The organism is Gammaproteobacteria bacterium (genome assembly GCA_016716465.1).
GTDB lineage: Bacteria > Pseudomonadota > Gammaproteobacteria > SZUA-140 > SZUA-140 > JADJWH01.
In genome coordinates this window covers 143,757-164,998 of sequence record JADJWH010000004.1, presented here as the reverse complement: position 1 = coordinate 164,998, position 21,242 = coordinate 143,757, and the positions used below count along the sequence as shown (strand labels likewise).

The 21,242-nt window shown below is 62.8% G+C and carries 19 protein-coding genes; 7 read left to right on the top strand and 12 right to left on the bottom strand.

The features are described from left to right. Positions 1-325 precede the first annotated feature (325 nt). Together IPM20_08515 and IPM20_08510 are read left to right on the top strand one after the other, a co-directional pair. Positions 326-1,624, top strand: coding sequence for an NAD(P)-binding domain-containing protein (locus IPM20_08515; protein ID MBK9131657.1), 1,299 nt, complete (start codon positions 326-328; stop codon positions 1,622-1,624). Next, the gene (locus IPM20_08510) at positions 1,624-3,663 is read left to right on the top strand and encodes an ankyrin repeat domain-containing protein (protein ID MBK9131656.1); all 2,040 of its coding nucleotides are present in this window, start codon (positions 1,624-1,626) and stop codon (positions 3,661-3,663) included. Before IPM20_08515 ends, IPM20_08510 begins: the two co-directional genes overlap by 1 nt. 20 nt (positions 3,664-3,683) lie before the next feature. Here the strand turns inward: IPM20_08510 and IPM20_08505 are convergent, their stop codons facing one another. The 4 genes from IPM20_08505 to IPM20_08490 form a co-directional block, all read right to left on the bottom strand. After that, a complete protein-coding gene (locus IPM20_08505) occupies positions 3,684-5,168 on the bottom strand; it encodes an FAD-binding protein (GenBank protein ID MBK9131655.1) in 1,485 nt (494 codons plus the stop codon). A gap of 153 nt (positions 5,169-5,321) precedes the next feature. Then, positions 5,322-6,539, bottom strand: a complete 1,218-nt coding sequence (locus tag IPM20_08500; GenBank protein ID MBK9131654.1) for an HDOD domain-containing protein — start codon at positions 6,537-6,539, stop codon at positions 5,322-5,324. 49 nt (positions 6,540-6,588) lie between these two features. Then, positions 6,589-7,677 (bottom strand): cyclic nucleotide-binding domain-containing protein, encoded by a 1,089-nt coding sequence (locus IPM20_08495; protein ID MBK9131653.1) that lies wholly within the window; start codon positions 7,675-7,677, stop codon positions 6,589-6,591. A gap of 148 nt (positions 7,678-7,825) precedes the next feature. Then, entirely contained in the window at positions 7,826-8,515 is a 690-nt protein-coding gene (locus IPM20_08490) for an alpha/beta fold hydrolase (protein ID MBK9131652.1), read from the bottom strand. A gap of 162 nt (positions 8,516-8,677) precedes the next feature. Between IPM20_08490 and IPM20_08485 the strand changes: the two genes are divergently transcribed. The 4 genes from IPM20_08485 to IPM20_08470 are packed head-to-tail and all read left to right on the top strand — an operon-like array spanning position 8,678 to position 12,642. Continuing rightward, positions 8,678-8,824, top strand: a complete 147-nt coding sequence (locus IPM20_08485) for a lipoprotein (protein ID MBK9131651.1) — start codon at positions 8,678-8,680, stop codon at positions 8,822-8,824. Between the two features lie 6 nt (positions 8,825-8,830). After that, entirely contained in the window at positions 8,831-10,078 is a 1,248-nt protein-coding gene (gene lysA, locus IPM20_08480; protein ID MBK9131650.1) for a diaminopimelate decarboxylase, read from the top strand. Positions 10,079-10,100: 22 nt separating this feature from the next. Continuing rightward, entirely contained in the window at positions 10,101-10,787 is a 687-nt protein-coding gene (locus IPM20_08475) for a class I SAM-dependent methyltransferase (GenBank protein ID MBK9131649.1), read from the top strand. Positions 10,788-10,818: 31 nt separating this feature from the next. Then, the gene (locus tag IPM20_08470) at positions 10,819-12,642 is read left to right on the top strand and encodes a glycosyltransferase family protein (GenBank protein ID MBK9131648.1); all 1,824 of its coding nucleotides are present in this window, start codon (positions 10,819-10,821) and stop codon (positions 12,640-12,642) included. Between the two features lie 18 nt (positions 12,643-12,660). Here IPM20_08470 and trmL read toward each other — a convergent pair whose 3' ends face one another. After that, entirely contained in the window at positions 12,661-13,125 is a 465-nt protein-coding gene (gene trmL / locus IPM20_08465) for a tRNA (uridine(34)/cytosine(34)/5-carboxymethylaminomethyluridine(34)-2'-O)-methyltransferase TrmL (GenBank protein ID MBK9131647.1), read from the bottom strand. A 45-nt stretch (positions 13,126-13,170) separates the two neighbouring features. Here trmL and IPM20_08460 point away from each other — a divergent pair, with 45 nt between their 5' ends. Beyond that, the gene (locus tag IPM20_08460; protein MBK9131646.1) at positions 13,171-14,145 is read left to right on the top strand and encodes a dihydroorotate dehydrogenase; all 975 of its coding nucleotides are present in this window, start codon (positions 13,171-13,173) and stop codon (positions 14,143-14,145) included. A gap of 92 nt (positions 14,146-14,237) precedes the next feature. On the opposite strand, the gene ntrC is transcribed toward IPM20_08460, so the two are convergent. From ntrC to IPM20_08425, 7 genes are all read right to left on the bottom strand, one after another. Continuing rightward, positions 14,238-15,680, bottom strand: a complete 1,443-nt coding sequence (gene ntrC / locus IPM20_08455; GenBank protein MBK9131645.1) for a nitrogen regulation protein NR(I) — start codon at positions 15,678-15,680, stop codon at positions 14,238-14,240. Continuing rightward, complete coding sequence (glnL, locus tag IPM20_08450; protein ID MBK9131644.1) at positions 15,667-16,734, bottom strand: nitrogen regulation protein NR(II); 1,068 nt, start codon at positions 16,732-16,734, stop codon at positions 15,667-15,669. Before glnL ends, ntrC begins: the two co-directional genes overlap by 14 nt. A gap of 264 nt (positions 16,735-16,998) precedes the next feature. Continuing rightward, on the bottom strand, positions 16,999-17,562 hold the full coding sequence (locus IPM20_08445; protein ID MBK9131643.1) for a DUF4124 domain-containing protein: 564 nt from the start codon (positions 17,560-17,562) through the stop codon (positions 16,999-17,001). Between the two features lie 96 nt (positions 17,563-17,658). Beyond that, positions 17,659-19,065: a glutamate--ammonia ligase gene (gene glnA / locus IPM20_08440; GenBank protein ID MBK9131642.1), complete on the bottom strand. Its 1,407-nt coding sequence runs from the start codon at positions 19,063-19,065 to the stop codon at positions 17,659-17,661. Positions 19,066-19,249: 184 nt separating this feature from the next. Then, on the bottom strand, positions 19,250-19,483 hold the full coding sequence (locus IPM20_08435) for a sulfurtransferase TusA family protein (protein MBK9131641.1): 234 nt from the start codon (positions 19,481-19,483) through the stop codon (positions 19,250-19,252). Continuing rightward, the gene (locus IPM20_08430) at positions 19,480-20,526 is read right to left on the bottom strand and encodes a tRNA (5-methylaminomethyl-2-thiouridylate)-methyltransferase (protein MBK9131640.1); all 1,047 of its coding nucleotides are present in this window, start codon (positions 20,524-20,526) and stop codon (positions 19,480-19,482) included. Before IPM20_08430 ends, IPM20_08435 begins: the two co-directional genes overlap by 4 nt. A gap of 132 nt (positions 20,527-20,658) precedes the next feature. Continuing rightward, entirely contained in the window at positions 20,659-21,225 is a 567-nt protein-coding gene (locus tag IPM20_08425; GenBank protein MBK9131639.1) for a hypothetical protein, read from the bottom strand. Between the last annotated feature and the right edge of the window lie 17 nt (positions 21,226-21,242).

The window sequence follows — 21,242 nt, the reverse complement described above, 5'->3', positions numbered from 1 at the left end:
TGTCTAATGATCGAGCTATCTTTGTTGTTCGTAAGGAACATGTGCTCTGTGCGCCGTGATGTCCGGTTTGAATGAAGTAACGCCCAAGTTATCGGCGCCGGTCGGACACTAGACACGACAAAATCCACAATTTTTGCTTAAGGAAAGCTTAAGGGAAGCTTAAGGCACCAGATTCATCGAATGCGGCGGATTACTCAATTTCATTGATTATGTATATACGGCCCGATGTGCCGGGCCGATACAATCACGTCACCCGCCTGGCTGACAAGGCCTAATCCGGGCGAGATACGGAAATGATTTCAGAGAGAAGCAGATGTCCATTGGCATGACAATTCAGTTCGTGGTCTATGGCGCACTGCTTACTTTGATCATGGTGTATTTCTATAACCGGCGCATACGCAAGACGCAGACGGCGTTGCGTGCCCTGATGGAAGAGGAAAAGGCGGGCGGGGTGGGGCCGGTCTCCCTGCATCCGCTCATTAATGCCACCCGATGTATCGGCTGCGGCGCCTGTGTAAATGCCTGCCCTGAAAATCAGGTACTCGGGCTGATTGACAACAAGGCGGTACTGATTCGACCTTCCCATTGCATCGGTCACGGTGCATGCAAGGCCGCGTGTCCGGCAGACGCAATCACCCTCGTCTTTGGCAGCGAGACTCGCGGAGTGGATATACCGGTAGTGAGTCCCGACTTCGAGACCAACGTCCCCGGGCTCTATATCGCCGGGGAACTTGGCGGCATGGGCCTGATCCGGAATGCCGTCGAGCAGGGACGGCAGGCGATGGACTCTATCCGCCGGAAGCGTGGGCGAGGGGAAGGCGGTCAACTCGATGTCCTGGTCGTGGGGGCTGGTCCCGCCGGGTTTTCGGCGTCGCTGGCGGCAATGCAGCACAAGTTGCGCTGCGTGACGCTGGAGCAGGATTCTCTCGGCGGCACCGTCGCACATTTTCCGCGCGGAAAGCTGGTTATGACATCTCCAATGGATATCCCCCTGGTCGGCAAGGTACGAATGACTGAGACCAGCAAGGAGGCCCTGTTGAAGCTGTGGCAGGACATCGAACAAAAGACCGGTATCCGGATCAACTATCACGAACGGGTAGAGAGGATTGAGCCGGTTGCGAACGGATTCCGCGTCACGAGTTCGCGCACGACGTATCAGGTGCGGTCGGTGCTGCTCGCTATCGGCAGGCGCGGGACGCCGCGAAAGCTGGATGTGCCGGGCGAGGAACTTTCCAAGGTGGTTTATCGTTTGATAGATGCGGAGCAATACCGCGGGCAGCATGTGCTGGTGGTGGGAGGCGGTGATGCCGCGCTGGAGGCGGCAGCCAGCATTGCGGACGAAACCGATGCCAGGGTTACGCTTTCCTATCGTTCGGAGTCGTTCTCGCGGGCCAAGGAAAAGAACCGGCGCCGACTCGATGATCTCGTTGCAAGTGGCCGCATGCAGGTGTTGATGAAGTCGAATGTGAAGTTAATCCAGCCCGACAGGATCTTCCTCGATCAGGAGGGAAAGCTGCTGCAGTTACACAACGATGCGGTGATCGTCTGTGCGGGCGGGGTTTTGCCGACTGCCTTTCTTCAACAGGCTGGCATCGCGGTGGAAACCAAGTACGGTACGGCCTGATGAGGGCGCAGAAGTGGGTCCGCACAGTTGGCGCCACGATGATCATGGTGGTGATGAGCGTTGTCGCGCCGGTGAGCGGTAGCGCAGCAGACGATGCGGCGCGCATGGAGGAGGTAAACGCCGCGATTCGTGTCCGCGATTATTCCCGTGCGGCCGATCTTCTGCGGGAACTCGCCATGGCCGGCGATGCCGAAGCCCAATATCAGCTGGCATCGTTCTACCGGTCCGGACAGGGCGTCGCCAAGGATCACGCCGAGGCGGCCGGCTGGCTCAGAAAAGCCGCGGAGCAGGGACACGTCAAGGCCCAGTACAATCTCGGTGTTATGTACGAAAACGGGTGGGGCGTGCCTGTCGACGAAGCGCAGGCGCTTGTGTGGTTCAGGAAATCGGCGGCCCAGGATTATGACATGGCGAAAAAGCGACTGGCGGCAGCCGGTCCGCCTGCCGGGAATGACTCCCCCGTCGACGCCCGCGCGCAGGTGGAGGTTTTGCTGTCCGCCATTCGCAAACGCGATAGCTCGGGTCTTGAACGGCTGCTGCGGGGAGGGGCCTCGCCGGACGTTGTGGATGAGTTTGGGAACACCCCGCTGATTGAGGCGACGCGGCAGAATGAGCCAGATATGGTCAAGGTCCTGATCGGCGCCGGGGCCCATCCCGACACCGTCAACCGCTACGGTGACAATGCGCTGCTCATTGCTGCCCAGCACGGCTGGCGCGAGATCGTCGGCGTTCTTCTGGAGGCCGGCGCCAGGGTGGATGTCGAGGACCGAAACAGGAATACACCACTGTTGCTGGCCGCCATGGAGAATCACGAGCGCATTGTGGAAATGCTGCTGGCCCGCGGCGCGAATGTACACCACAGGAATCAGAAAGATTGGACGGCCGTGCACGCCGCCCGCGCCAGAGCTTATGGCGCGGTGGAGGAATTGCTGCTCGCGCACGGTGCGGAGCCGATTGACAATCAGCCGAAACGTGCGGTGTCCGGTCCATTTCCGATGGAGGATCCCGCTGCCGGCGCCGAAGGTGATACGCGACCCTATGCCGGTTGGTCTCCGCTGATGATCGCGGCCTGGCGCGGCCAGCTCGCGCTGGTGAACGAGCTGCTGGCACAGGGCGCCGATCCGGCAAAACGCGATATAGACGGACATGACGCCCTGAGTCGCGCCGCCTGGCGCGGCCATGGAGCCATCGTACAGCGTCTCCTCGCAGCCGGCGCCGATCCCGCTACTGAGGCGAGAAATGGCAAAACGGCGCTGATGCTCGCCGCCGAGAATGGCCATACCGAAGTCGTTTCACAGCTCCTTTCTGCCGGCGCCCCGGTGGATGCTGCGCGCAAGACTGACGGTCTGACGGCCTTGATGGCCGCCGCCCAGGCGGGCCATGACGCGGTTGTTACCAGTCTCGTGCTCGGTGGTGGCGACCCGAACCGTCCCGGGAATGACGGCAGGACCGCTTTGATGTGGGTGGCACAGGCCGGGAACGATGCCATCGTTACGACGCTGCTGGATCACGGTGCGCGCGTCGATGCCGCCGACAAGGTTCGCCGCACCGCGCTGTGGTATGCCGTCAGCCAGGGCCATGAAGACACCGTGCGCCTGCTGATCCAGCACGGGGCCCGCCTGGATCTGGCGGATGCTGATGGCACAACGCCACTTGCCCGTGCCGCTCAGTCTGGCAGGGTGGAGGGGTTCCGAATCCTGCTGGCAGCCGGAGCCACGCCCGATGTGCGCAGCCTGTCCGGGAATACCCCCCTGATGTTTGCCGCCGATGGCGGATTCGGCGAGATTGCGGTGGAACTGATTTCACGCAGGGTCGATCTGGATGCGCGTAACGATGTCGGTGATACCGCGTTGATCATCGCGGTCAAGCGCGGCCATATCGAGATCGCGCGCCAGTTGCTGGAAGCGGGGGCGAATCCCGATATCCGCAACAACCGGCGCGAACAGGCCTGGACGCTGGCGGAGCGGGCCGGCGACCGTGCCATGGCTGCACTCATCGACGGCTATCGCGGGAAGCGAAAGACCTTCGGTCTGTTCTAGCGGAATGGACCGCCGCGGGCTCAGAAACGCTCGAGCTCGGGGAAGGGTGTCTTCCCGGCATGCACGTGCATGCGCCCGAGTTCGGCGCAGCGATGCAGGCTGGGAACCGCCTTGCCCGGGTTGAGCAGCCGGCGCGGATCGAAGGCGTCCTTGATCAGATGGAATTGCCGCAATTCGTCGGCGCCGAACTGCGCACACATCTGTGGCAGTTTCTCCACCCCGACACCGTGTTCGCCGGTGATGGTGCCGCCGACGGCGAGACACAGTTCGAGGATCCGGCCGCCGAACTCCTCGGTGCGCTCCAGTTCTCCGGGTTTGTTGGCGTCGTACAGAATGAGCGGATGCAGGTTTCCATCGCCGGCATGGAACACGTTCGCAACGGCCAGCCCGTATTCCTCCGACCAGGCCGCGATCTGGCGGAGCACCTCGGGCAAGCGGCGGCGGGGGATGGTCCCGTCCATGCAGTAATAATCGGGCGCGAGGCGGCCCACGGCGGGGAAGGCGGCCTTGCGGCCGGCCCAGAACCGTTTGCGCTCGGCAGCATCGGTCGCGAGCCGGATTTCTTTTGCGTGGGCCGCCAAGAGACAGGCGCGCACGCGTTCGACCTGCGCGGCGGCCTCCGCTTCATTGCCGTCGAGTTCGCACAGCAGGATGGCGGCGGCATCGACCGGGTAGCCCGCATGGGCATAATCCTCGGCGGCGCGTATCGCCGGATTGTCCATCAGCTCGAGTCCCGCCGGGACAATGCCGGCAGCGATCACGGAAGCCACGGCGTCAGCCGCCGCGGTGACGCTGTCGAAGGCGGCGAGCAGTACCCGCGTGCTTTCCGGCGCCGGCAGCAGACGGAGCGTCACCTCGACGATGACCCCGAGCAGGCCCTCGGAACCCGACATGAGGGCAGGCAGGTCATAGCCGGGGCTGTCGAAGGCGCGTGCGCCGAGTTCCAGCAGGTGACCGTCGCAGCTGAGGATTTTCATCGCCGCGATGTTATGGACCGTGAGGCCGTACTTGAGGCAATGCACCCCGCCCGAGTTTTCCGCCACGTTGCCGCCGATGGTGCAGGCGATCTGGGACGACGGGTCGGGGGCGTAATAGAGTCCATACCGGGATGCCGCCTCGGTTACGGCGATATTGCGCACGCCCGGCTCCACGCGCGCGAGGCGATTGACGGGGTCGATTTCCAGAATGCGGTTGAATTTCGCCAGGCTGAGCAGGACTCCCTCAGCGAGGGGGAGGGCGCCGCCGGAAAGCCCGGTCCCCGCCCCGCGGGCGACCACCGGGACACCAAGCTGGTGGCAGGTACGCAGTACACCCTGGACCTGGTCGATGGTTTCCGGCAGGCATACCAGCAGGGGGCACTGCCGATAGGCGGTCAGGGCGTCGCATTCGTAAGGACGCAGAGATTCCGCTTCACTCAGCAGGCAATGTTCGGGCAGGAAGGCGCGCAGGGAAACGATCAGGGAATCCCTGTCCACGGCGATCACTTCGGTCGTTTCCGTATCCATATGATGTGCGGGGGCCGGGATCTTCCCCGGTCTGGCGGTCGGCCGGCGCCCGGAGGGATTTTACACGATTGTGCCGTCGCCGGTTCAACGGCGCCGGATGGGACCGTCGGTGATGCCGGCGTGAGCGCGGGAACTGGGTACGCGCGGCGCGGACTAGTGCGCCGATTCGACCTTGATCTCCTGCATGATGGCATCCGCCCAGTGCAGGGAATTCAGGTAGATCTCCGTGATGGTTTCCCTGCTGATGGTGGATTCGACCTTGTCCCATTCGCCGTGTTCGTAGGCGATGACGCTGTTCAGGATGGCCGCATACGGTCCCTTGCGGCTGATCAGGGCCTCCGTGATCTCCGGGCTCAACGGGAGGGAGCCGAGGATTTCTGGCAGCGGCAGATCCATCATTGCATCCAGGGTGGAGAATAACCCGACGATGAAGGCAGGATCCTTGCTCGCCGAGCCGCAGCTTTCCGCCAGCAGTTCGCACATTTTGCTGCGGATCAGCGAGGTTGTGATGAGCTCGTCCGGTTTGTCATCGATGCCGGTGAGGGCGATCAGTGTCGCCCAGCGCTTGATCTCCTTTTCACCGAGATAGACGATGGCATGGTGAATGGAGTCGACCTTCTTGCTCAGGGTGAAGGCCGCCGAATTGATATAGCGCATGAGTTTGTAGCTCATGGTCGGGTCGTGGGAGATCAGGGCTTCCAGTTCCTTGATGTTGATGGAGGGGTTCTGCAGCTCGGCCATCATGCGCAAGGTATTGACGCGGTTGGCGGGCATGCGGCGCCCGCTGAGTATTCGGGGTTTGCACAGGAAGTATCCCTGAAAATAATCGAAGTTGAGTTCCTTGCAGCGGTCGAACATTTCCGGCGTCTCGATCTTCTCCGCCAGCAGCTTGATCGGATATTTATTGAGTATCGAAACGTGTTCCGCGAGTTCAACGTCGTTGAGCGCCTGCACGTCGAGCTTGACGATATTGGCCTCATTGACCAGGGGCTTGAGGTCGGGATGGAAAATGAAGTCATCGAGGGCGATGAGGTGGCCCATCTGCTTGAGCTTGCGCACCGCCTTGATGATGGTTGGGTCGATCTCGATATTCTCGAGGATCTCCAGCACCAGTTGCGAGCTCGGCGGCGGCAACAGATCGATATTGGTGATGAATTGACGGGTGACGTTGATGAAGGCCTGGTGATTGCCGACCACCTGCTCCAGGCCCATCTCGAGAAAGCTGTTGATGAATACCTGTGAGGTCGCCTGATCGCCATCGATCACCGCGGCCTGGCTGGTCTGTTCCTGCCGGCGGTAAAGCAGCTCGTATCCGATCACGTTCTGCTTCACATCGAAAATGGGTTGTCGGCCTATGTAGTAATTCTGCATGGTCGTTTCTGGTGTGTGTGCGTCGGATTTTTATGCGTTCCCTGCTGGCTCAGACGTGCAGCGACCTGAAGCCGCGCGCACCAGCGACGGGATTGTCGCGCCGTTCCGTTCTGCCCGCATCGCCGAGCAGTCGGCCCTCGATGCCCTGGCAGGCGAGCAGGAATACCGCCGTGCTGGCGTCGCCGGGCCTGTCCGCATAGATGATGTAAGCGGGGCCGCGGTCGAGCAGGCAGGCGACCTGACGCAGGATCCTGAGCGGAAGGTTGATGCTGCCCGGTAACCGGCTACGCTGATAGGCACGGGCGGGGCGCACATCCAGAATCATGGTCCCGGCGCGCCGCTCGGGCGCGATATCGGAGTAATTGACCCAATGGAGCAGGGGTCTGACCAGCAGGGTTAGGAACTCTCCCTTGGAGAAACCCGCCACGCAACTGTCTTCCAGGGCGGATACCGTGGCGTCATGACGGCCGCTGGTGAGCAGACCGTATTCTCCGACGCCCGCGCCGGGACCGGCCTCCATCAGCAGGGTCTCGCGGCGTCGGCTCCGCCGGGTCAGGCGGAGGCGACCCCGCTCGATGAAATAGTAGGAGCGCGCCGGCTCGCCCTCGCGGACCAGTGTCTTGCCGGCGGGGATCTGAATCCGTGTCATGCGGTGTTTCAGCACCTGCCGGTGGGGTTGGGGCAGGCGTGCGAACAATGGGGCGCTGAACAGCCTGTCATCGGCGGCCTCATCATCGTACGGAGTCACGGGGGAGCCGCCTCCGGAGCCTGAGGGTTTCTCGCCGCGCTCCAGCAGGGTGGCGAGCAGTTCCGAATCCACGCTGAGAATGGTGACGCTGGTGCGCGCCAGCGCGGTCACCCGGCGGGGGTTGTGCGGATCGATGGGCGCGCTGGCCTCGCGTGTATCGGCGCGCAACATCCGCGCCTCCTGGCCGTCGGACAGTAGGGCGAGCTGACCGCTTATCAGAAACAGTGTGCGCGTGCTCATGTCTTCGCGTTGGAACAGGCAGCGCCCGGGAGGCAGCCGCTCAATGCTGGAGGCGCGCACGAGCTCCTCGCGGGATGCGAGATCCAATTGATTCAACAGTGAAAAATGGCTCAAACGGGTATCGCCGATGATTGGTTGTGTTACACCCATCGGAAGCTCCTTTGCCCGGACAGAATATCCGGCCCTCTCTGTAGCACTGTAACGGCGCCGGACGGCCGGTTCTTAAAGATTTATTTTTTGAAAAGATGGTCTTGCGGGTGCTTCCACTGGCCGGGCGGAGTGGCTATGGCAGTACGTTTTATGGGGAATCCGGGTGTCCAGGCAGGATCTTGGATCGCAGCCAGGCCGAGATATCGGTGATCTCCTCGGCGCAGAGGCTGTGTGGCATGGGGTACAGGCGCCAGTCCACCGGATACCCCAGTCGGATCAATTCCTCGCAGGAACGGCGCGCCCTGGGCAGCGGGATGATGGCATCCTCGGTCCCATGGGCCATCAGGATCGGGATGCCGGCGTTGGCGGGCTGGGCCTCCCGTTCCAGCGTCCCGGCGAGCGGAAGGTAGGTGGACAGGGCCAGCACGCCGGCCAGGGGTTCGGGGTAGCGCAGTCCGGTGTGCAGCGCGATGGCGCCGCCCTGGGAGAAGCCGGCCAGCACAATGCGCGTGGACGGGATGCCGGCCGCGATCTCGCGTTCGATCAGGAGCCGCAACGCCTGTTCCGATTCCCGGATACCCCGGTCGTCCTCGCGCGGCGGGGTCGCGCCGCTGATGTCATACCAGGCGCGCATCCGCATGCCGCCATTGATGGTGACCGGCCGTTGAGGGGCGTGCGGGAAGATGAAGCGCACCCCACTGTCCGCGGGCAGGCCCAGATGGGGGACCAGCGATTCGAAGTCATGGCCATCGGCGCCCAGGCCATGCAGCCAGAGGATGCTTGCCTGCACGGACGTCGACGGCTCCAGGACAACCGCAGGCAACAGGCCCGTATTCATACGTCGCCGCTGCGATCCTGCTGGGCGGCGCACGAATACTGGTGGGGGTCAATTAGCCTGTGTCGCATTAACCGATTATACTGGGACGAATTTCAACGTGGTCGATAACGCCCGCTGCGGGCGGTACCCATCCATCCTGTCTTCGCGGTTAAGCTAGCAAAAATGCATGGGATTGAACAGAAGCGGCGTGCCACGGGGCGCTGGGCGATGATCGGGATGTTATGCCTGTTACTGCTCGCCGCCTGCGGTCAGAAAGGCGACCTGTATCTGCCCACTCATGAGCGGGCGGATTCACGGCAAAGCGGATGAATCCAAATGGCTGATTTTTCCTATCAGGACGGCGTCCTGAATGCGGAGGGCGTCGATCTGCGCACGGTCGCCGCCGAGTTTGGCACCCCCTGCTACGTGTATTCGCGCGCCGCGATAGAGCGGCAGTGGCGGGCCTTCGACCAGGCCTTTCAGGCCCGCGAGCATCTGGTCTGCTTTGCCGTGAAGGCCTGCTCCAATATCGCCGTGCTGAACCTGCTGGCGCGCCTCGGCTCCGGGTTCGACATCGTTTCCCTCGGTGAGCTGGAACGGGTTCTGACCGCCGGCGGCGATCCCGGCAGGACGGTGTTTTCCGGCGTCGGGAAGACCCGGCAGGAGATCCGCCGCGCCCTGGAGGTCGGCATCGCCTGTTTCAACGTCGAGTCCTCCGCCGAACTCGATCGCATCGACGCCGTTGCGGGTGAGGCCGGTCGCCGCGCACCGGTTTCCCTGCGGGTGAATCCCGACGTGGATGCGCGCACACATCCGTATATCTCGACCGGGCTCAAGGAAAACAAGTTCGGTATTCCGGTGGCGGAGGCGGAGGCGTTGGCGGATCGCGCCGTTCGCCTGAAGCATGTCGATCTGATCGGGCTGGATTGCCATATCGGATCCCAGTTGACCTCGACCGCGCCCTTTGAAGATGCGCTGGATCGGTTGCTCATGCTGGTCGACAGGCTCGCCCGTCGGGGCATCCATCTCCATCACCTGAACCTGGGCGGCGGGCTCGGTGTGCGTTATCGCGCCGAACAACCGCCGTCGCCCGCGGAATACGCAGCCGCCCTGTTATCCCGCCTCGACACCCGGCCCGGCCGGCTGTTCATCGAGCCGGGCCGGGCCATCGTCGCCAATGCCGGCATCCTGCTGACGCGCGTCGAATACCTCAAGCCGGGCGAGGAAAAGGACTTCGCCATCGTCGATGCCGCGATGAACGATCTGATCCGGCCCGCCTTGTATGATGCGTGGCATGAGATCCTGCCCGTTGTGCCACGCCATGATGAGCCGGTCCGGACCTACGATATCGTGGGCCCCGTCTGCGAGACCGGAGATTTCCTGGGCAAGGGGCGCGCGCTCGCATTGCGATCCGATGACCTGCTGGCGGTGTGTTCCGCCGGCGCCTACGGCTTCGTGATGAGTTCAAACTACAATTCCCGTCCGCGCGCCGCCGAGGTCATGGTCGATCGCGGCCGCGTCCACCTGATCCGCGAGCGGGAGACCCTGCCGATGCTGTTCGCGGGCGAGCGCCTGCCGTTCTGAGCCGGGTTCGAAGGCCGCCGGCATGAAACGCGTGCCCGAACCCGAACTGATGGAAGACGAAGCGCAGGCGCGGGCCTATTCCGAGGCCGATTTCTCCGAGCCGCATGCAAGATTCGTCCGCTTGTGCGGCGAGGCATGGGAGGGAAGCGAGCCACGTGGTCGTATGCTCGATCTCGGCTGTGGCCCCGCCGACATCACGGTGCGTCTGGCGGAAAGTTTCCCGCGGCTCACCATCGATGGCGTGGACGGTTCGGCCGCGATGCTCAAGTACGGAGCCGGGCGTGTGCGCCGGCACGGGCTCGAGGGTCGCGTCCGGCTCATCCAGGGTCGCCTGCCGGCCTGTCCGCTGCCGGTGGATTACGATGCCGTCGTCAGCAACAGCCTGCTGCATCATCTGTCCGAACCCGACGTGTTATGGGAGGCGGTCAGGCGCTGCGCTCGTCCGGGCGCGGTGGTGTTTATCATGGATCTGATGCGCCCGGAGGACGAGACGCAGGCGCGCGCGCTGACGGAGCGCCACGCGGCGGATGCGCCCGCGGTCCTGCGGCGCGATTTCTTCCATTCCCTGCTGGCCGCCTATCGCCCGGAAGAGGTGCGTGCGCAGCTTGCGGAGGCGGGGCTGGAGGAGTTCGACGTGCGCGCGATTTCGGATCGCCATCTTGTCGTATGCGGCCGCATGTTGTCTCCGGTCCGGAACCAGAGTCGCTGATCAATCATCGACTGCCGTATCAGGGGGAGTGGTGTCGAAACGTTCGAAAGGGGCAGGCGCGGGACGCGGAGGCGGTGCGGAAGATGCCGCCGGCAGGGTTTCCCGGGCACTCCGCCAGGCGCGGTCGCTGCACCGGGCCGGCCGGCCGGCGGAGGCGGCGGCGCTGTGCCAGGATATCCTGCGGAGCGTGCCCGATCACCTTGAGGCCCTGCATCTGCTGGCCGCACTGGCCCTCCAGCTCGGACAGCCCGGTGTATCGGTCCGCCTCGCCGAGCGCGCGGCGGCGGTCGATCCGCATTCGGAGCGCGCGTTCATTGCCCGCGGCATCGCGCTGCAGTCGCTGGCCAGCTATCCGGAGGCACTGGCCAGCTACGATCACGCCCTTGCGCTCGCGCCGGAATGCGGCGAGGCCTGGTATCGCCGCGGCAATGTCCTGCATGATCTGGGTCGCCGTGAGGATGCCGTCGCCAGCTACGATCACGCCCTGGCACTGATGCCGGATTCCGTCGAGGCCGTGTACAACCGTGGACTGGTGCTGCAGGAGCTGCAGCGTCATGAGGAAGCGCTGGTGTGCTACGACCGGGCGCTCGCGCTGCGGCCCGATCTTGTCGACGCCCATTACAATCGCGGCCTGATCCTGCATGAGCTGCGGCGTTATGATGAAGCCCTTGCCAGCTATGCGCGCGCGCTCGATTTCCGACCGGACATGTACGAGGCGATGAGCAACCGCGGCAACACGCTGCGCCGGCTGAACCGCTACGGGGAGGCCTTGCGCAGTTTCGAACGGGCGCTGCGCTTGAAACCGGATTATGTCGAGGCGCTGATCAACCAGGGACTGGTCTTGCAGGACCTCGATCGCTGTGATGAAGCCTTGCAGAGTTTCGGCGCGGCCATCGCATCCAGGCCGGATTCGGCGGCAGCCCACTGCGGCGCCGCGCTCTGCCGACTGTCGCTGGGTGACTTCGCGGCGGGATGGCGGGAATACGAATGGCGCTGGAAAAATCCGCAGGCGAAGGCGACCCGGGGTCTTGCCGAACCGCTGTGGCTGGGACAGGTGCCGGTGGCGGGACGTACCCTGCTGTTATGGGCCGAACAGGGTTTCGGCGACACACTCCAGTTTTGCCGCTATGCGGGATTTCTGGCCGAGGCCGGGGCCACGGTGATCCTGGAGGTGCAGCCCGCCCTGAAATCCCTGCTGTCGCGCCTGGAGGGGCCTGTCCGCATCTTGGCGCAGGGCGAGGCGTTGCCCGATTACGAGCTGCATTGCCCGCTGCTGAGCCTGCCACTGGCGTGCGGCACGAGCCTGGCCGACATCCCCGCCGCTGGGGCTTATATTGTGGCGGCCCCCGGGAAGGTCCGCGACTGGCGAACCCGCCTCGGGGAGGCCAGGGGCCCGCGCGTTGGGCTGGCGTGGTCAGGGGATCCGCGTCACCCCAATGACCATAACCGCTCGCTCCCTCTGTCCCGTTTGCAGGCCTTGTTCGGCATGCAGGCGACGTTCATCAGCGTACAGAAGGAGCTGCGTGCGGAGGATTCGGACTATCTGGTTGCGCACCCAGAGATCCGGCACTTCGGTGACCGGATCGCGGATTTCGACGATACCGCGGCCATCATTGCCGGCCTCGATCTGCTGGTCACGGTGGATACCTCGGTCGCCCATCTGGCCGGGGCCCTGGGCAAGCCCGTGTGGATCCTGTTGTCACACAATCCGGACTGGCGCTGGCTGCGCGGGCGTGACGACAGCCCGTGGTACCCGTCGGCGCGGCTGTTCCGGCAGCCCGCGCCGGGTGATTGGGATCCCGTGATCGAGCGACTGGCCGGTTCCCTGCGCGAGTTTACGCGGTCGGACGGCTGATCATCGAGCCCCGTGATGCTAGCTGCCAGCGACAAAGCCCCGTTGCCGCCAGGCCTCATAGACGATCACGGCGACCGCATTGGAGAGGTTGAGGCTGCGACAATGCGGCGCCATCGGTATGCGGATGATCTGTTCGGGTGGATGGCTAGCGAGCAATTCCGCCGGCAGGCCGCGGGTCTCGGGTCCGAACAGGAACGCGTCTCCGGGCGCGTATTCCTGCTCAGTGTAGGGCGTTGCACCACGGGTGGAGCAGGCGAAGACGCGGCGCGGCGCGGCCGCGCGCAGGAACGCGGAGAAATCCTCATGCTCACGCACGGAGGCGTATTCGTGATAGTCCAGGCCGGCGCGCCGCAGCCGGGCGTCGTCGAGCGCAAAGCCGAGCGGGTGGATAAGATGCAGGGCGGTGTGGGTATTGGCGCACAGGCGTATAATGTTGCCCGTGTTGGGCGGGATCTCGGGCTGGAACAGGGCGACGTGAAACATGCGGCAGGCGGCTCCGGTAGATTCTGATGTAATAACCTCTGTGCGATGGGTGGTCAAGCGGTGAACCAGGATGACAAGCGGGCGCTCGAGCTCGATTTCTGCGGCATGCATTTCGCGACGCCGCTGGTGCTGTTATCCGGCTGTGTCGGCTTCGGCGAGGAATACACCCGTGTCGAGGGCTTTTCGAATCGCGATGTCGGCGCGGTATGTCTGAAGGGGACCACGCTCAATCCTCGTCTGGGCAACGCGCCGCACCGTGTCACCGAGACGCCGATGGGCATGCTCAACGCCATCGGCCTGCAGAATCCGGGTGCGCACCATGTGGTGCGGGAGATCCTGCCACGGCTCGATTTCTCCGAAACCCGCTTCATCGCCAACGTTTCCGGTTCCACCATCGAGGAATATGTCGAGGTGACGCGGATCTTCGACGATTCTCCGATCGACGCCATGGAGATCAACATCTCCTGCCCCAACGTCAAGGAGGGCGGCGTGCAGTTCGGCAACGATCCCGCCATGTCGGCGCGCGTGGTCGAGGCCTGTCGCGCCGTTACCGAAAAGCCGCTGATCACCAAGCTGTCGCCCAACCAGACCGATATCGCGGAGAACGCGCGCCGCTGCATCGAGGCGGGTACCGATGCCTTCGCCGTCATCAACACACTGACCGGCATGGCCATCGATATCGAGCAGCGCACACCGGTCATCGGCAACAACCAGGGCGGGCTGTCCGGGCCGGCGATCAAACCCATCGCCGTTCTCAAGGTCCATCAGGTGTATCAGGTGTGCCGGGCGCACGGCGTGCCAATCATCGGTCAGGGCGGTGTCTGCAGCGCGGAAGACGCGCTGGAGTTTCTGATCGCGGGAGCGACCGCCGTCGGGGTCGGGACCGGCCTGTTCTACGATCCGTTGCTGTGTCCCAAGATCAACAGCGGCATCGTCGCCTACCTAAAACGGCACGGACTCAACGAGGTCAGTCAGCTGACTGGTACCTTGATGCTCAACGGGCAGACGATATGCGCCTGAGCGCCCGGCAGGGCGTGAATGGTGATGGGTAACGGAAGATGAAGAGATCTCGAGTTCGATCTTTCATCTGACCATTATCTGGGGTCGCTCCCTCACGATTCGGCCCGTTCCTCCTCCGGGACGGTTTCGTCCTCGGCGATACCGAGTTCCTTGATCTTGCGCGTCAGCGTGTTGCGGCCCCAACCCAGCAACTTTGCCGCTTCCTGGCGCCGGCCGCCGGTATGGCGCAGGGTCGTCTCGATCATGATGCGTTCGAAGCGCGGCACAGCGTCCCCAAGCAGATCGGATCCGCCCTGAACCAGGCGGGTGTCGGCCCATTGCTGCAGCGCCGCTTCCCACGCGCTGGTCTCCCCGCCCGCGGGCAATTCGTGCCTGAGTTCCGGCGGCAGATCCTCCAGGTGGATGACGCGCCCGGGCGACATCACCGTTAGCCAGCGGCAGGTGTTTTCGAGCTGACGCACGTTGCCGTTCCATTCCAGCTGGGTGAGGAATTTACTGGCATCGGCATCAAGCGTTTTCGGTTCCACCGCGAGTTCCTGCGCCGCGCGATTGAGAAAATGCTGGATCAGCATCGGGATGTCCTCGCGCCGCTCGCGCAGGGCGGGGATATGGATGCGGATGACGTTCAGGCGATGGTAAAGGTCCTCTCGAAACAAATGCGCCTTGACGCGTTCCTCAAGGTTCTGGTGCGTGGCGGCGATGATGCGCACGTCCACCTTGATGGAGGAATGCCCGCCCACGCGGTAGAACTCGCCGTCCGCCAGTACGCGGAGCAGACGTGTTTGCAATTCGACGGGCATGTCGCCGATCTCGTCCAGGAACAGGGTCCCGCCGTCGGCCTGCTCAAAACGGCCGCGGTGCATGTTCTGGGCGCCGGTGAACGCCCCGCGTTCATGGCCGAAAAGGTCGGATTCGAGCAACTCGCGCGGGATGGCGGCGGTGTTGATGGCGATGAACGGCCCACCCGAGCGGGGGCTGTGGCGATGCAGCGCGCGCGCGACCAGCTCCTTTCCGGTGCCGGATTCACCCGTGAGCAGCACTGTCATGTTGGAACGCGCCAGGCGGCCGATGGCACGGAAGACCTCCTGCATGGCCGGCGCCTCGCCGACGATCTCCGGGGAATGCGTGTTCGCCTCGTGCGATTTGGCGCCGTTGCTGCGGCGGTGCTGGCGAATGGCGCGGTTGATCAGGTCGGTAGCCTCATCCACATCGAAGGGTTTGGGCAGGTACTCGAATGCACCGCCTTCATAGGCGGCGATCGCGCTGTCGAGATCGGAATGCGCGGTCATGATGATGACCGGAAGATCCGGATAGCTCGTCTTGATGAGTTCCATCAGGGCGAGTCCGTCCATGCCCGGCATGCGAATGTCGGCGATGATGGCGTCCGGCTGTTCGGTGCTGAGCCGATCCATGATGCCCGAGGCGCTTTTGAAGCTGGTGACCTGCATGTGCGCCTTCGTGAGCGCTTTTTCGAGTACCCAGCGGATGGAGCGGTCATCATCGATGACCCAGATATGATCGTTATTGCTGCTCATGATATTCCTCGAGTGGCAGTATGATGGAAAAAACGGTTTTCCCGGGCCGGCTGGCGCACTCGATCAAACCGCTATGCTGGTTGACGATCGACTGCGCGATGGGCAGGCCCAGGCCCGTGCCGCCGGGGCGGCCGCTGATCATGGGGTAGAAGATCTTTTCGATCATGTCGGGCGGGATGCCGGGACCGCTGTCGATGATGTTGATCTGCACCACCAGCTTGTGGGTCTTGGAGCCCAGGGTGAACTGGCGCTGGGTGCGCGTCTGCAGCGTGATCGAGCCATTGCCATTGATCGCCTGCAGCGCGTTGCGCGTGATGTTGAGTATGGCCTGGATCAGCTGATCGGCGTCGACGAACAGCTCGGGGATGCTGGGGTCGTAGTCGCGCAGGATCACGACATCCGGTCCCGCCTCGGCCTGGAGCAGGGCGCGCACGCGCTCGGTGACCTCGTGGATGTTGACCCTGCGTTTGAGCGGGATGGCGTTCGGGCCCAGCATCCTGCTCAACAGCGACTGCAGGCGGTCCGCCTCGCCGATAATCACGCGGGTATATTCCTTGAGGGTGTCGTCGTCCAGTTCGCGCTCGAGCAATTGCGCCGCCCCGCGCAGCCCGCCCAGGGGATTGTTAATCTCATGGGCCATGCCACGCATCAGCATCCGGGTGTTGTTGTATTGCGCGATGAGGTTTTCCTCGCGTGCGATGCGCATATGGCGGTCCACCTGCAGAAGTTCGAGCAGCAATTCATGCTCGTTGCGTTCCTGCAGCGGGGTTACAGTGACATCCACGGTTACCATGCGCTGGTCGGGCAGGCGCAGGCTTGCCCCTCGTTCCGTGTACGGGTGCCCGCTGTTCAGCGAGCGTCTCAGCGCCTGAATGAATTCCTGGGATTCGGGAAACAGCCGTGTGGCCGGCTGCCCCGTGATCTGGCGTGCGCTGGCCTCGAACAGGATCTCGCCCGCCGGGTTGATGTATTTGAGTTCGAGCGCGTCACTGAACAACAACACTGCCGTGTTGAGGTTTTCCAGGATTCGCTGGTCGGTGCGCGTGGATGTCATCGTATTTGTGAGCACGGGTTCATTTTTGCAAAAAGCAAACCAATCGCCGGCGGGCGGGTATGGCGGTGACGCAATTTTTATAGTGAATCGACAGGATGGCTAAAAAATTATCCAAAACAAATGGATAATGGCTTCCCGGCAAGCCGGGCCGGTGCGGTCGGAAGCGATCGTGCCCATAAATCAGGCAATGGCCCATCGATATACAACCCTTGAATGCCCTATTTTAGGGCAAATCAATGGGTGGTGCGATCATTATGGGGCCGATCAGCGGGGCGGGAGCAGTGCGGAGTGCTGTTTGAGGTGGAAGGTGACCGGCGCGGACCGGAGCAGGACCCGTCCGGCGATGTCGTGCACCTCCGCGGTGAGGGTATGCGAGCCACGGTCAACCTCGGTGAGCATGAGACGTGTCGCCTCCCCGGATTGATCCACCGGGCTGCCATCCAGCATGATGACCAGGCGATGGCCCTGCTGCACCTTAAGGGGCGGTGTCAGGGATACGCTGACCTCGATTTCCCGGGCATTGTTCCAGATGACCTGATCATCGACGGGTTCCACGATGTCGAGCCCGGTGTACGGGGGTGGAGCAGAGGCTGGAGTCTGTCCCTGCTGGCCCCCGTCGGCGGGTGGCTTCAGGGCCGGGATTACCTGGGGCTCTGGGGGGGTGATCTTTTCCGCGTTGGGGAGGGGTTCGCTTGAATAGCTGACCGTCCCGTCCGGCAACACCTTTTTATAGATTTCCGCCGGCACGTCCCTGGGCGCCAGCGCAGCCAGGCAAGCGAACACCGACACGAATACGGTTTGCAGCTTCTTTGAGGCTATCCCGGGCATTCTCTCTATGTAGCCGGGATCGAGGCGGATGTCAAAGAAAAAACCCCCGGTTTGCGGCCGGGGGTTTCAGGGAATGCAGTAAGCCGCAGGGCGGGATTACATGCTGTAGTACATATCGAATTCGACCGGATGGGCGGTCATACGAAGGCGCGTGACCTCGGACATCTTCAGTTCGATGTAGCTGTCGATGACGTCGTCGGTGAACACGCCGCCGGCCTTGAGGAAGTCGCGGTCCTTGTCCAGATAGTCCAGCGCCATATCGAGTGAATGACAGACGGTCGGGACTTCCTTGAGTTCCTCCGGCGGCAGATCGTACAGGTTCTTGTCCATCGCCTCGCCCGGGTGGATCTTGTTCTTGATGCCATCCAGTCCGGCCATCATCATGGCGGCGAAGGTCAGGTATGGGTTGCCGGAGGAATCCGGGAAGCGGACCTCGATGCGGCGGGCGATCGGATTGGAGACCCAGGGAATACGGATCGAGGCCGAACGGTTGCGGGCGGAATAGGCCAGCAGCACCGGCGCCTCGAAGCCGGGCACCAGACGCTTGTAGCTGTTGGTGCTCGAATTGGTGATCGCGTTGAGGGCGCGCGCATGCTTAAGGATGCCGCCGATGTAGTACAGCGCGAGTTCCGACAAGCCGCCGTACTTGTTGCCGGCAAACAGATTCTTGCCGCCTTTGGCGAGCGACTGGTGCACGTGCATGCCGCTGCCGTTGTCGCCGACCAGGGGTTTGGGCATGAATGTCACGGTCTTGCCGTAGGCGTGGGCTACGTTCCAGATCACGTACTTGAGGATCTGGTTGATGTCGGCGCGCTTGGTCAGGGTGCTGTACTTGGTGCCGATCTCGCACTGGCCGGCCGTGGCTACCTCGTGGTGGTGGATCTCGACGTCCACGCCCATCTCCTGCAGCGCCAGGCACATTGCGGAACGGATGTCCTGCAGCGAGTCGACCGGCGGTACCGGGAAGTAGCCGCCCTTGGTGCTCGGGCGATGGCCGATGTTGCCGTCCTCGAACACGCGCTCGGAGTTCCAGGAGGCCTCATCGGAGTCGATCTTGTAAAAGGCGCCGCCCATGTTGGCGCCCCAGCGGACGTCGTCGAAGATGAAGAACTCGGGTTCGGGGCCGAAATAGGCGGTGTCAGCGATCTTGGTGGACTTGAGGTAGGCCTCGGCGCGCTTGGCGATCGTGCGCGGGTCGCGCTCGTAACCCTGCATGGTCCGGGGCTCGATGATATCGCAGCGGAGGATCAGCGTCGTTTCGTCCATGAAGGGATCGAGGACGCTGGTCTCGGCGTCGGGCATCAGGATCATGTCCGATTCCTCGATGCCCTTCCAGCCCGCGATGCTGGAGCCGTCGAACATCACGCCGTCCTTGAAAGTGCCGGCATCGATCCGGTTGGCAGGGTACGATACATGCTGTTCCTTGCCGCGGGTGTCGGTAAAGCGGAGGTCGACGAACTTGACCTCATGGTCCTTGATCATTTTCAACACTTTCTGTGACATTTGAATCCTCCGAAAGACGCTGTGGACTATATTTTGATTACAGGGCCAGACTTCTTACCGGATAGCAGAAACTATGCCATGCCGGAATCTTCTTATAAAACATCAGGATAACTTATATTTTCGTTGGTTATCCCGTTATAATTGCACCAATATGGGGCTTATGAGGCCTGTTTTGGGGCAGTGCTCAGGCGGATTTGCACACTTCCAAGACAATACGGATCTGATCCTTGCCTTGTTCTGAATCAAGCAGCCGGTGACCGTGGATGCGACACCAGGCGGGAATGTCATGGAGCGTGCCGGGATCGGTGCAGAGGACTTCGACGACATCTCCGTCCGGCAGCCTGTTCACCATGTTTTGGGTCCGGATCACCGGAATGGGACACAGCTGATAGCGCACATCAAGGGTATGGCGATTCATGCTATATACCATTCGCTGGGAATTTCGTCCTGGCTGAGGGGGGGGACCTCAAGACTGCAGGGTTGTTGACCCGGACCCGTGACCTCCACGCTGACTGATGCGGCATCCCTTCCCTTGCCGAAGCGCGCCACCAGACGTGCTGACAGGCGCAAGTCCGCTTCATCTGCCGTGCCGTCAAGCAGGGCCAATGGACCGCTGTGACTGGTCGAGCGGATCGCAGTATAGCGATTTTTGTAGCCTTCAAGAAACCTGTTTTCGCCTTCTTCGCGTCCCACGATCAACTTGAAGTGCGGGCGCGGCCGGATATGGCGGCCAACCTTGAGGAGCATGATATCGTCCAGTTCGTAGTCGCGGCGGCCGCGCGCTTTCCACAAGTCCGTTATCTTGACGGCGTATTGTTCATTGGTCAGGAAACAGCAGCCACCGGCGGGCTGCGCGTAGTCGTGTAGTCCGTAGGACCGCGCCAGTGCAATCTGGGGTTTGCGGGAGCGGCCGTTGAAATCATGAAGGCGGGCGCGATCGACCCACCCTTCGCGCTCCGGCAGGGTTGGCGGCAGCAGCCTGGCGCACAGGGGGCGGAGCAGATGATCATTGGCTCCCGACTCGCGGGCGACGACGGGGAAGGTATCCCGCCGCTGCGACATGGGCCGCTGGCCCAGGACCTCGCCGGTGATAATGAAATCGAAACCGTTCTGTTCCATCCACTCGCGCGCCTTTCTGACCATGAATCCCTTGCAGTCCAGGCAGGGATTGACGTGCGCGCCATAGCCATGCTTCGGGTTGAGGACGATATCCTTGTATTCGTCGATTACATCGATGATGTGCAGCCTGATGCCGAGCTGCTCGGCGACCCAGAGCGCGTTATTGCGTTTCGGGCGGGCGGTATCCTTGCGGCGGATTGCGTGGGTGTGTCCCTCTACGCAAAAACCGGTATAGAAATTGATGCCTTCGACGTGAATCCCGTGATCCTGCATGACGCGCGCGGCGAGCATCGAATCCAGCCCACCGGAGATCAGGGCCACGGCTTTGCGCTGTGTCACCATGTCGTTCAGGGCCGTCGTCCGTTCCCGTTGGAGAGGGGGTGATGATAGCAAATCCGGACGGGTTTGAAAAAATGCGCCGCGGCGGCGGGCGCCGGATTTGAAGCGCCGGCGTCCTGCCGGGGGGGTGCCAAACTACATCAGCAAGCTGTCACTGTGCATTGGCGGTCTGATCGGGGTGGCATCCGTAAATGAGCGGATCACGCGCAGGGCATGCAGGCTGCCGGTATCGCTCCACAGATCGAAGGCGTGCAGTGGGGACAGGCGGGCGCGTTCGTCTCGCAGTTCGCGTATCGCATGCAGGAGGTCCATCAGGGTGACAAATCCGCGGGCGAGGTCGGCATACAGTCCGCCGGCTTCGAACGGCGCCGTTTCGTGTAGCTGATGGTAGGCGTTCTGGCCCAGTTCGACCATGTGTCCGAGCCGGATCTGGCGGCGTTCCGCATGTTGAGGAAACAGGCCGGCGAAGAGCAGGCAGTGATCGCCGATGTCCTTCAGGCGTTCGCCGCGGGATTTCGTCTGCAGCAGCGGATCATTCAGGTAGTCGAAGGCCAGTACCCGGGCCATCATGAGCGGCTTGGCCGAAAATTGCGCCAGCAGTTCGACCAGATAGCTCTCGGCCCGGTCCGTGATCACGCTGCCGGTGAGATGCTGGGCCTGATTGACGAGCGAATGCCATTGCGGGGCGGATGTCGGGTTCATGAGTCGCGAGCTGCCGG

Excerpts from the sequence above, each read along its gene's own strand:
- IPM20_08515 (MBK9131657.1), top strand. The coding sequence starts at position 326 with ATGACAATTCAGTTCGTGGTCTATGGCGCACTGCTTACTTTGATCATG.
- IPM20_08510 (MBK9131656.1), top strand. The coding sequence starts at position 1,624 with ATGAGGGCGCAGAAGTGGGTCCGCACAGTTGGCGCCACGATGATCATG.
- IPM20_08505 (MBK9131655.1), bottom strand. The coding sequence starts at position 5,168 with ATGGATACGGAAACGACCGAAGTGATCGCCGTGGACAGGGATTCCCTG.
- IPM20_08500 (MBK9131654.1), bottom strand. The coding sequence starts at position 6,539 with ATGCAGAATTACTACATAGGCCGACAACCCATTTTCGATGTGAAGCAG.
- IPM20_08495 (MBK9131653.1), bottom strand. The coding sequence starts at position 7,677 with ATGGGTGTAACACAACCAATCATCGGCGATACCCGTTTGAGCCATTTT.
- IPM20_08490 (MBK9131652.1), bottom strand. The coding sequence starts at position 8,515 with ATGAATACGGGCCTGTTGCCTGCGGTTGTCCTGGAGCCGTCGACGTCC.
- IPM20_08485 (MBK9131651.1), top strand. The coding sequence starts at position 8,678 with ATGCATGGGATTGAACAGAAGCGGCGTGCCACGGGGCGCTGGGCGATG.
- lysA (MBK9131650.1), top strand. The coding sequence starts at position 8,831 with ATGGCTGATTTTTCCTATCAGGACGGCGTCCTGAATGCGGAGGGCGTC.
- IPM20_08475 (MBK9131649.1), top strand. The coding sequence starts at position 10,101 with ATGAAACGCGTGCCCGAACCCGAACTGATGGAAGACGAAGCGCAGGCG.
- trmL (MBK9131647.1), bottom strand. The coding sequence starts at position 13,125 with ATGTTTCACGTCGCCCTGTTCCAGCCCGAGATCCCGCCCAACACGGGC.
- IPM20_08460 (MBK9131646.1), top strand. The coding sequence starts at position 13,171 with ATGGGTGGTCAAGCGGTGAACCAGGATGACAAGCGGGCGCTCGAGCTC.
- ntrC (MBK9131645.1), bottom strand. The coding sequence starts at position 15,680 with ATGAGCAGCAATAACGATCATATCTGGGTCATCGATGATGACCGCTCC.
- glnL (MBK9131644.1), bottom strand. The coding sequence starts at position 16,734 with ATGACATCCACGCGCACCGACCAGCGAATCCTGGAAAACCTCAACACG.
- IPM20_08445 (MBK9131643.1), bottom strand. The coding sequence starts at position 17,562 with ATGCCCGGGATAGCCTCAAAGAAGCTGCAAACCGTATTCGTGTCGGTG.
- glnA (MBK9131642.1), bottom strand. The coding sequence starts at position 19,065 with ATGTCACAGAAAGTGTTGAAAATGATCAAGGACCATGAGGTCAAGTTC.
- IPM20_08435 (MBK9131641.1), bottom strand. The coding sequence starts at position 19,483 with ATGAATCGCCATACCCTTGATGTGCGCTATCAGCTGTGTCCCATTCCG.
- IPM20_08430 (MBK9131640.1), bottom strand. The coding sequence starts at position 20,526 with ATGGTGACACAGCGCAAAGCCGTGGCCCTGATCTCCGGTGGGCTGGAT.
- IPM20_08425 (MBK9131639.1), bottom strand. The coding sequence starts at position 21,225 with ATGAACCCGACATCCGCCCCGCAATGGCATTCGCTCGTCAATCAGGCC.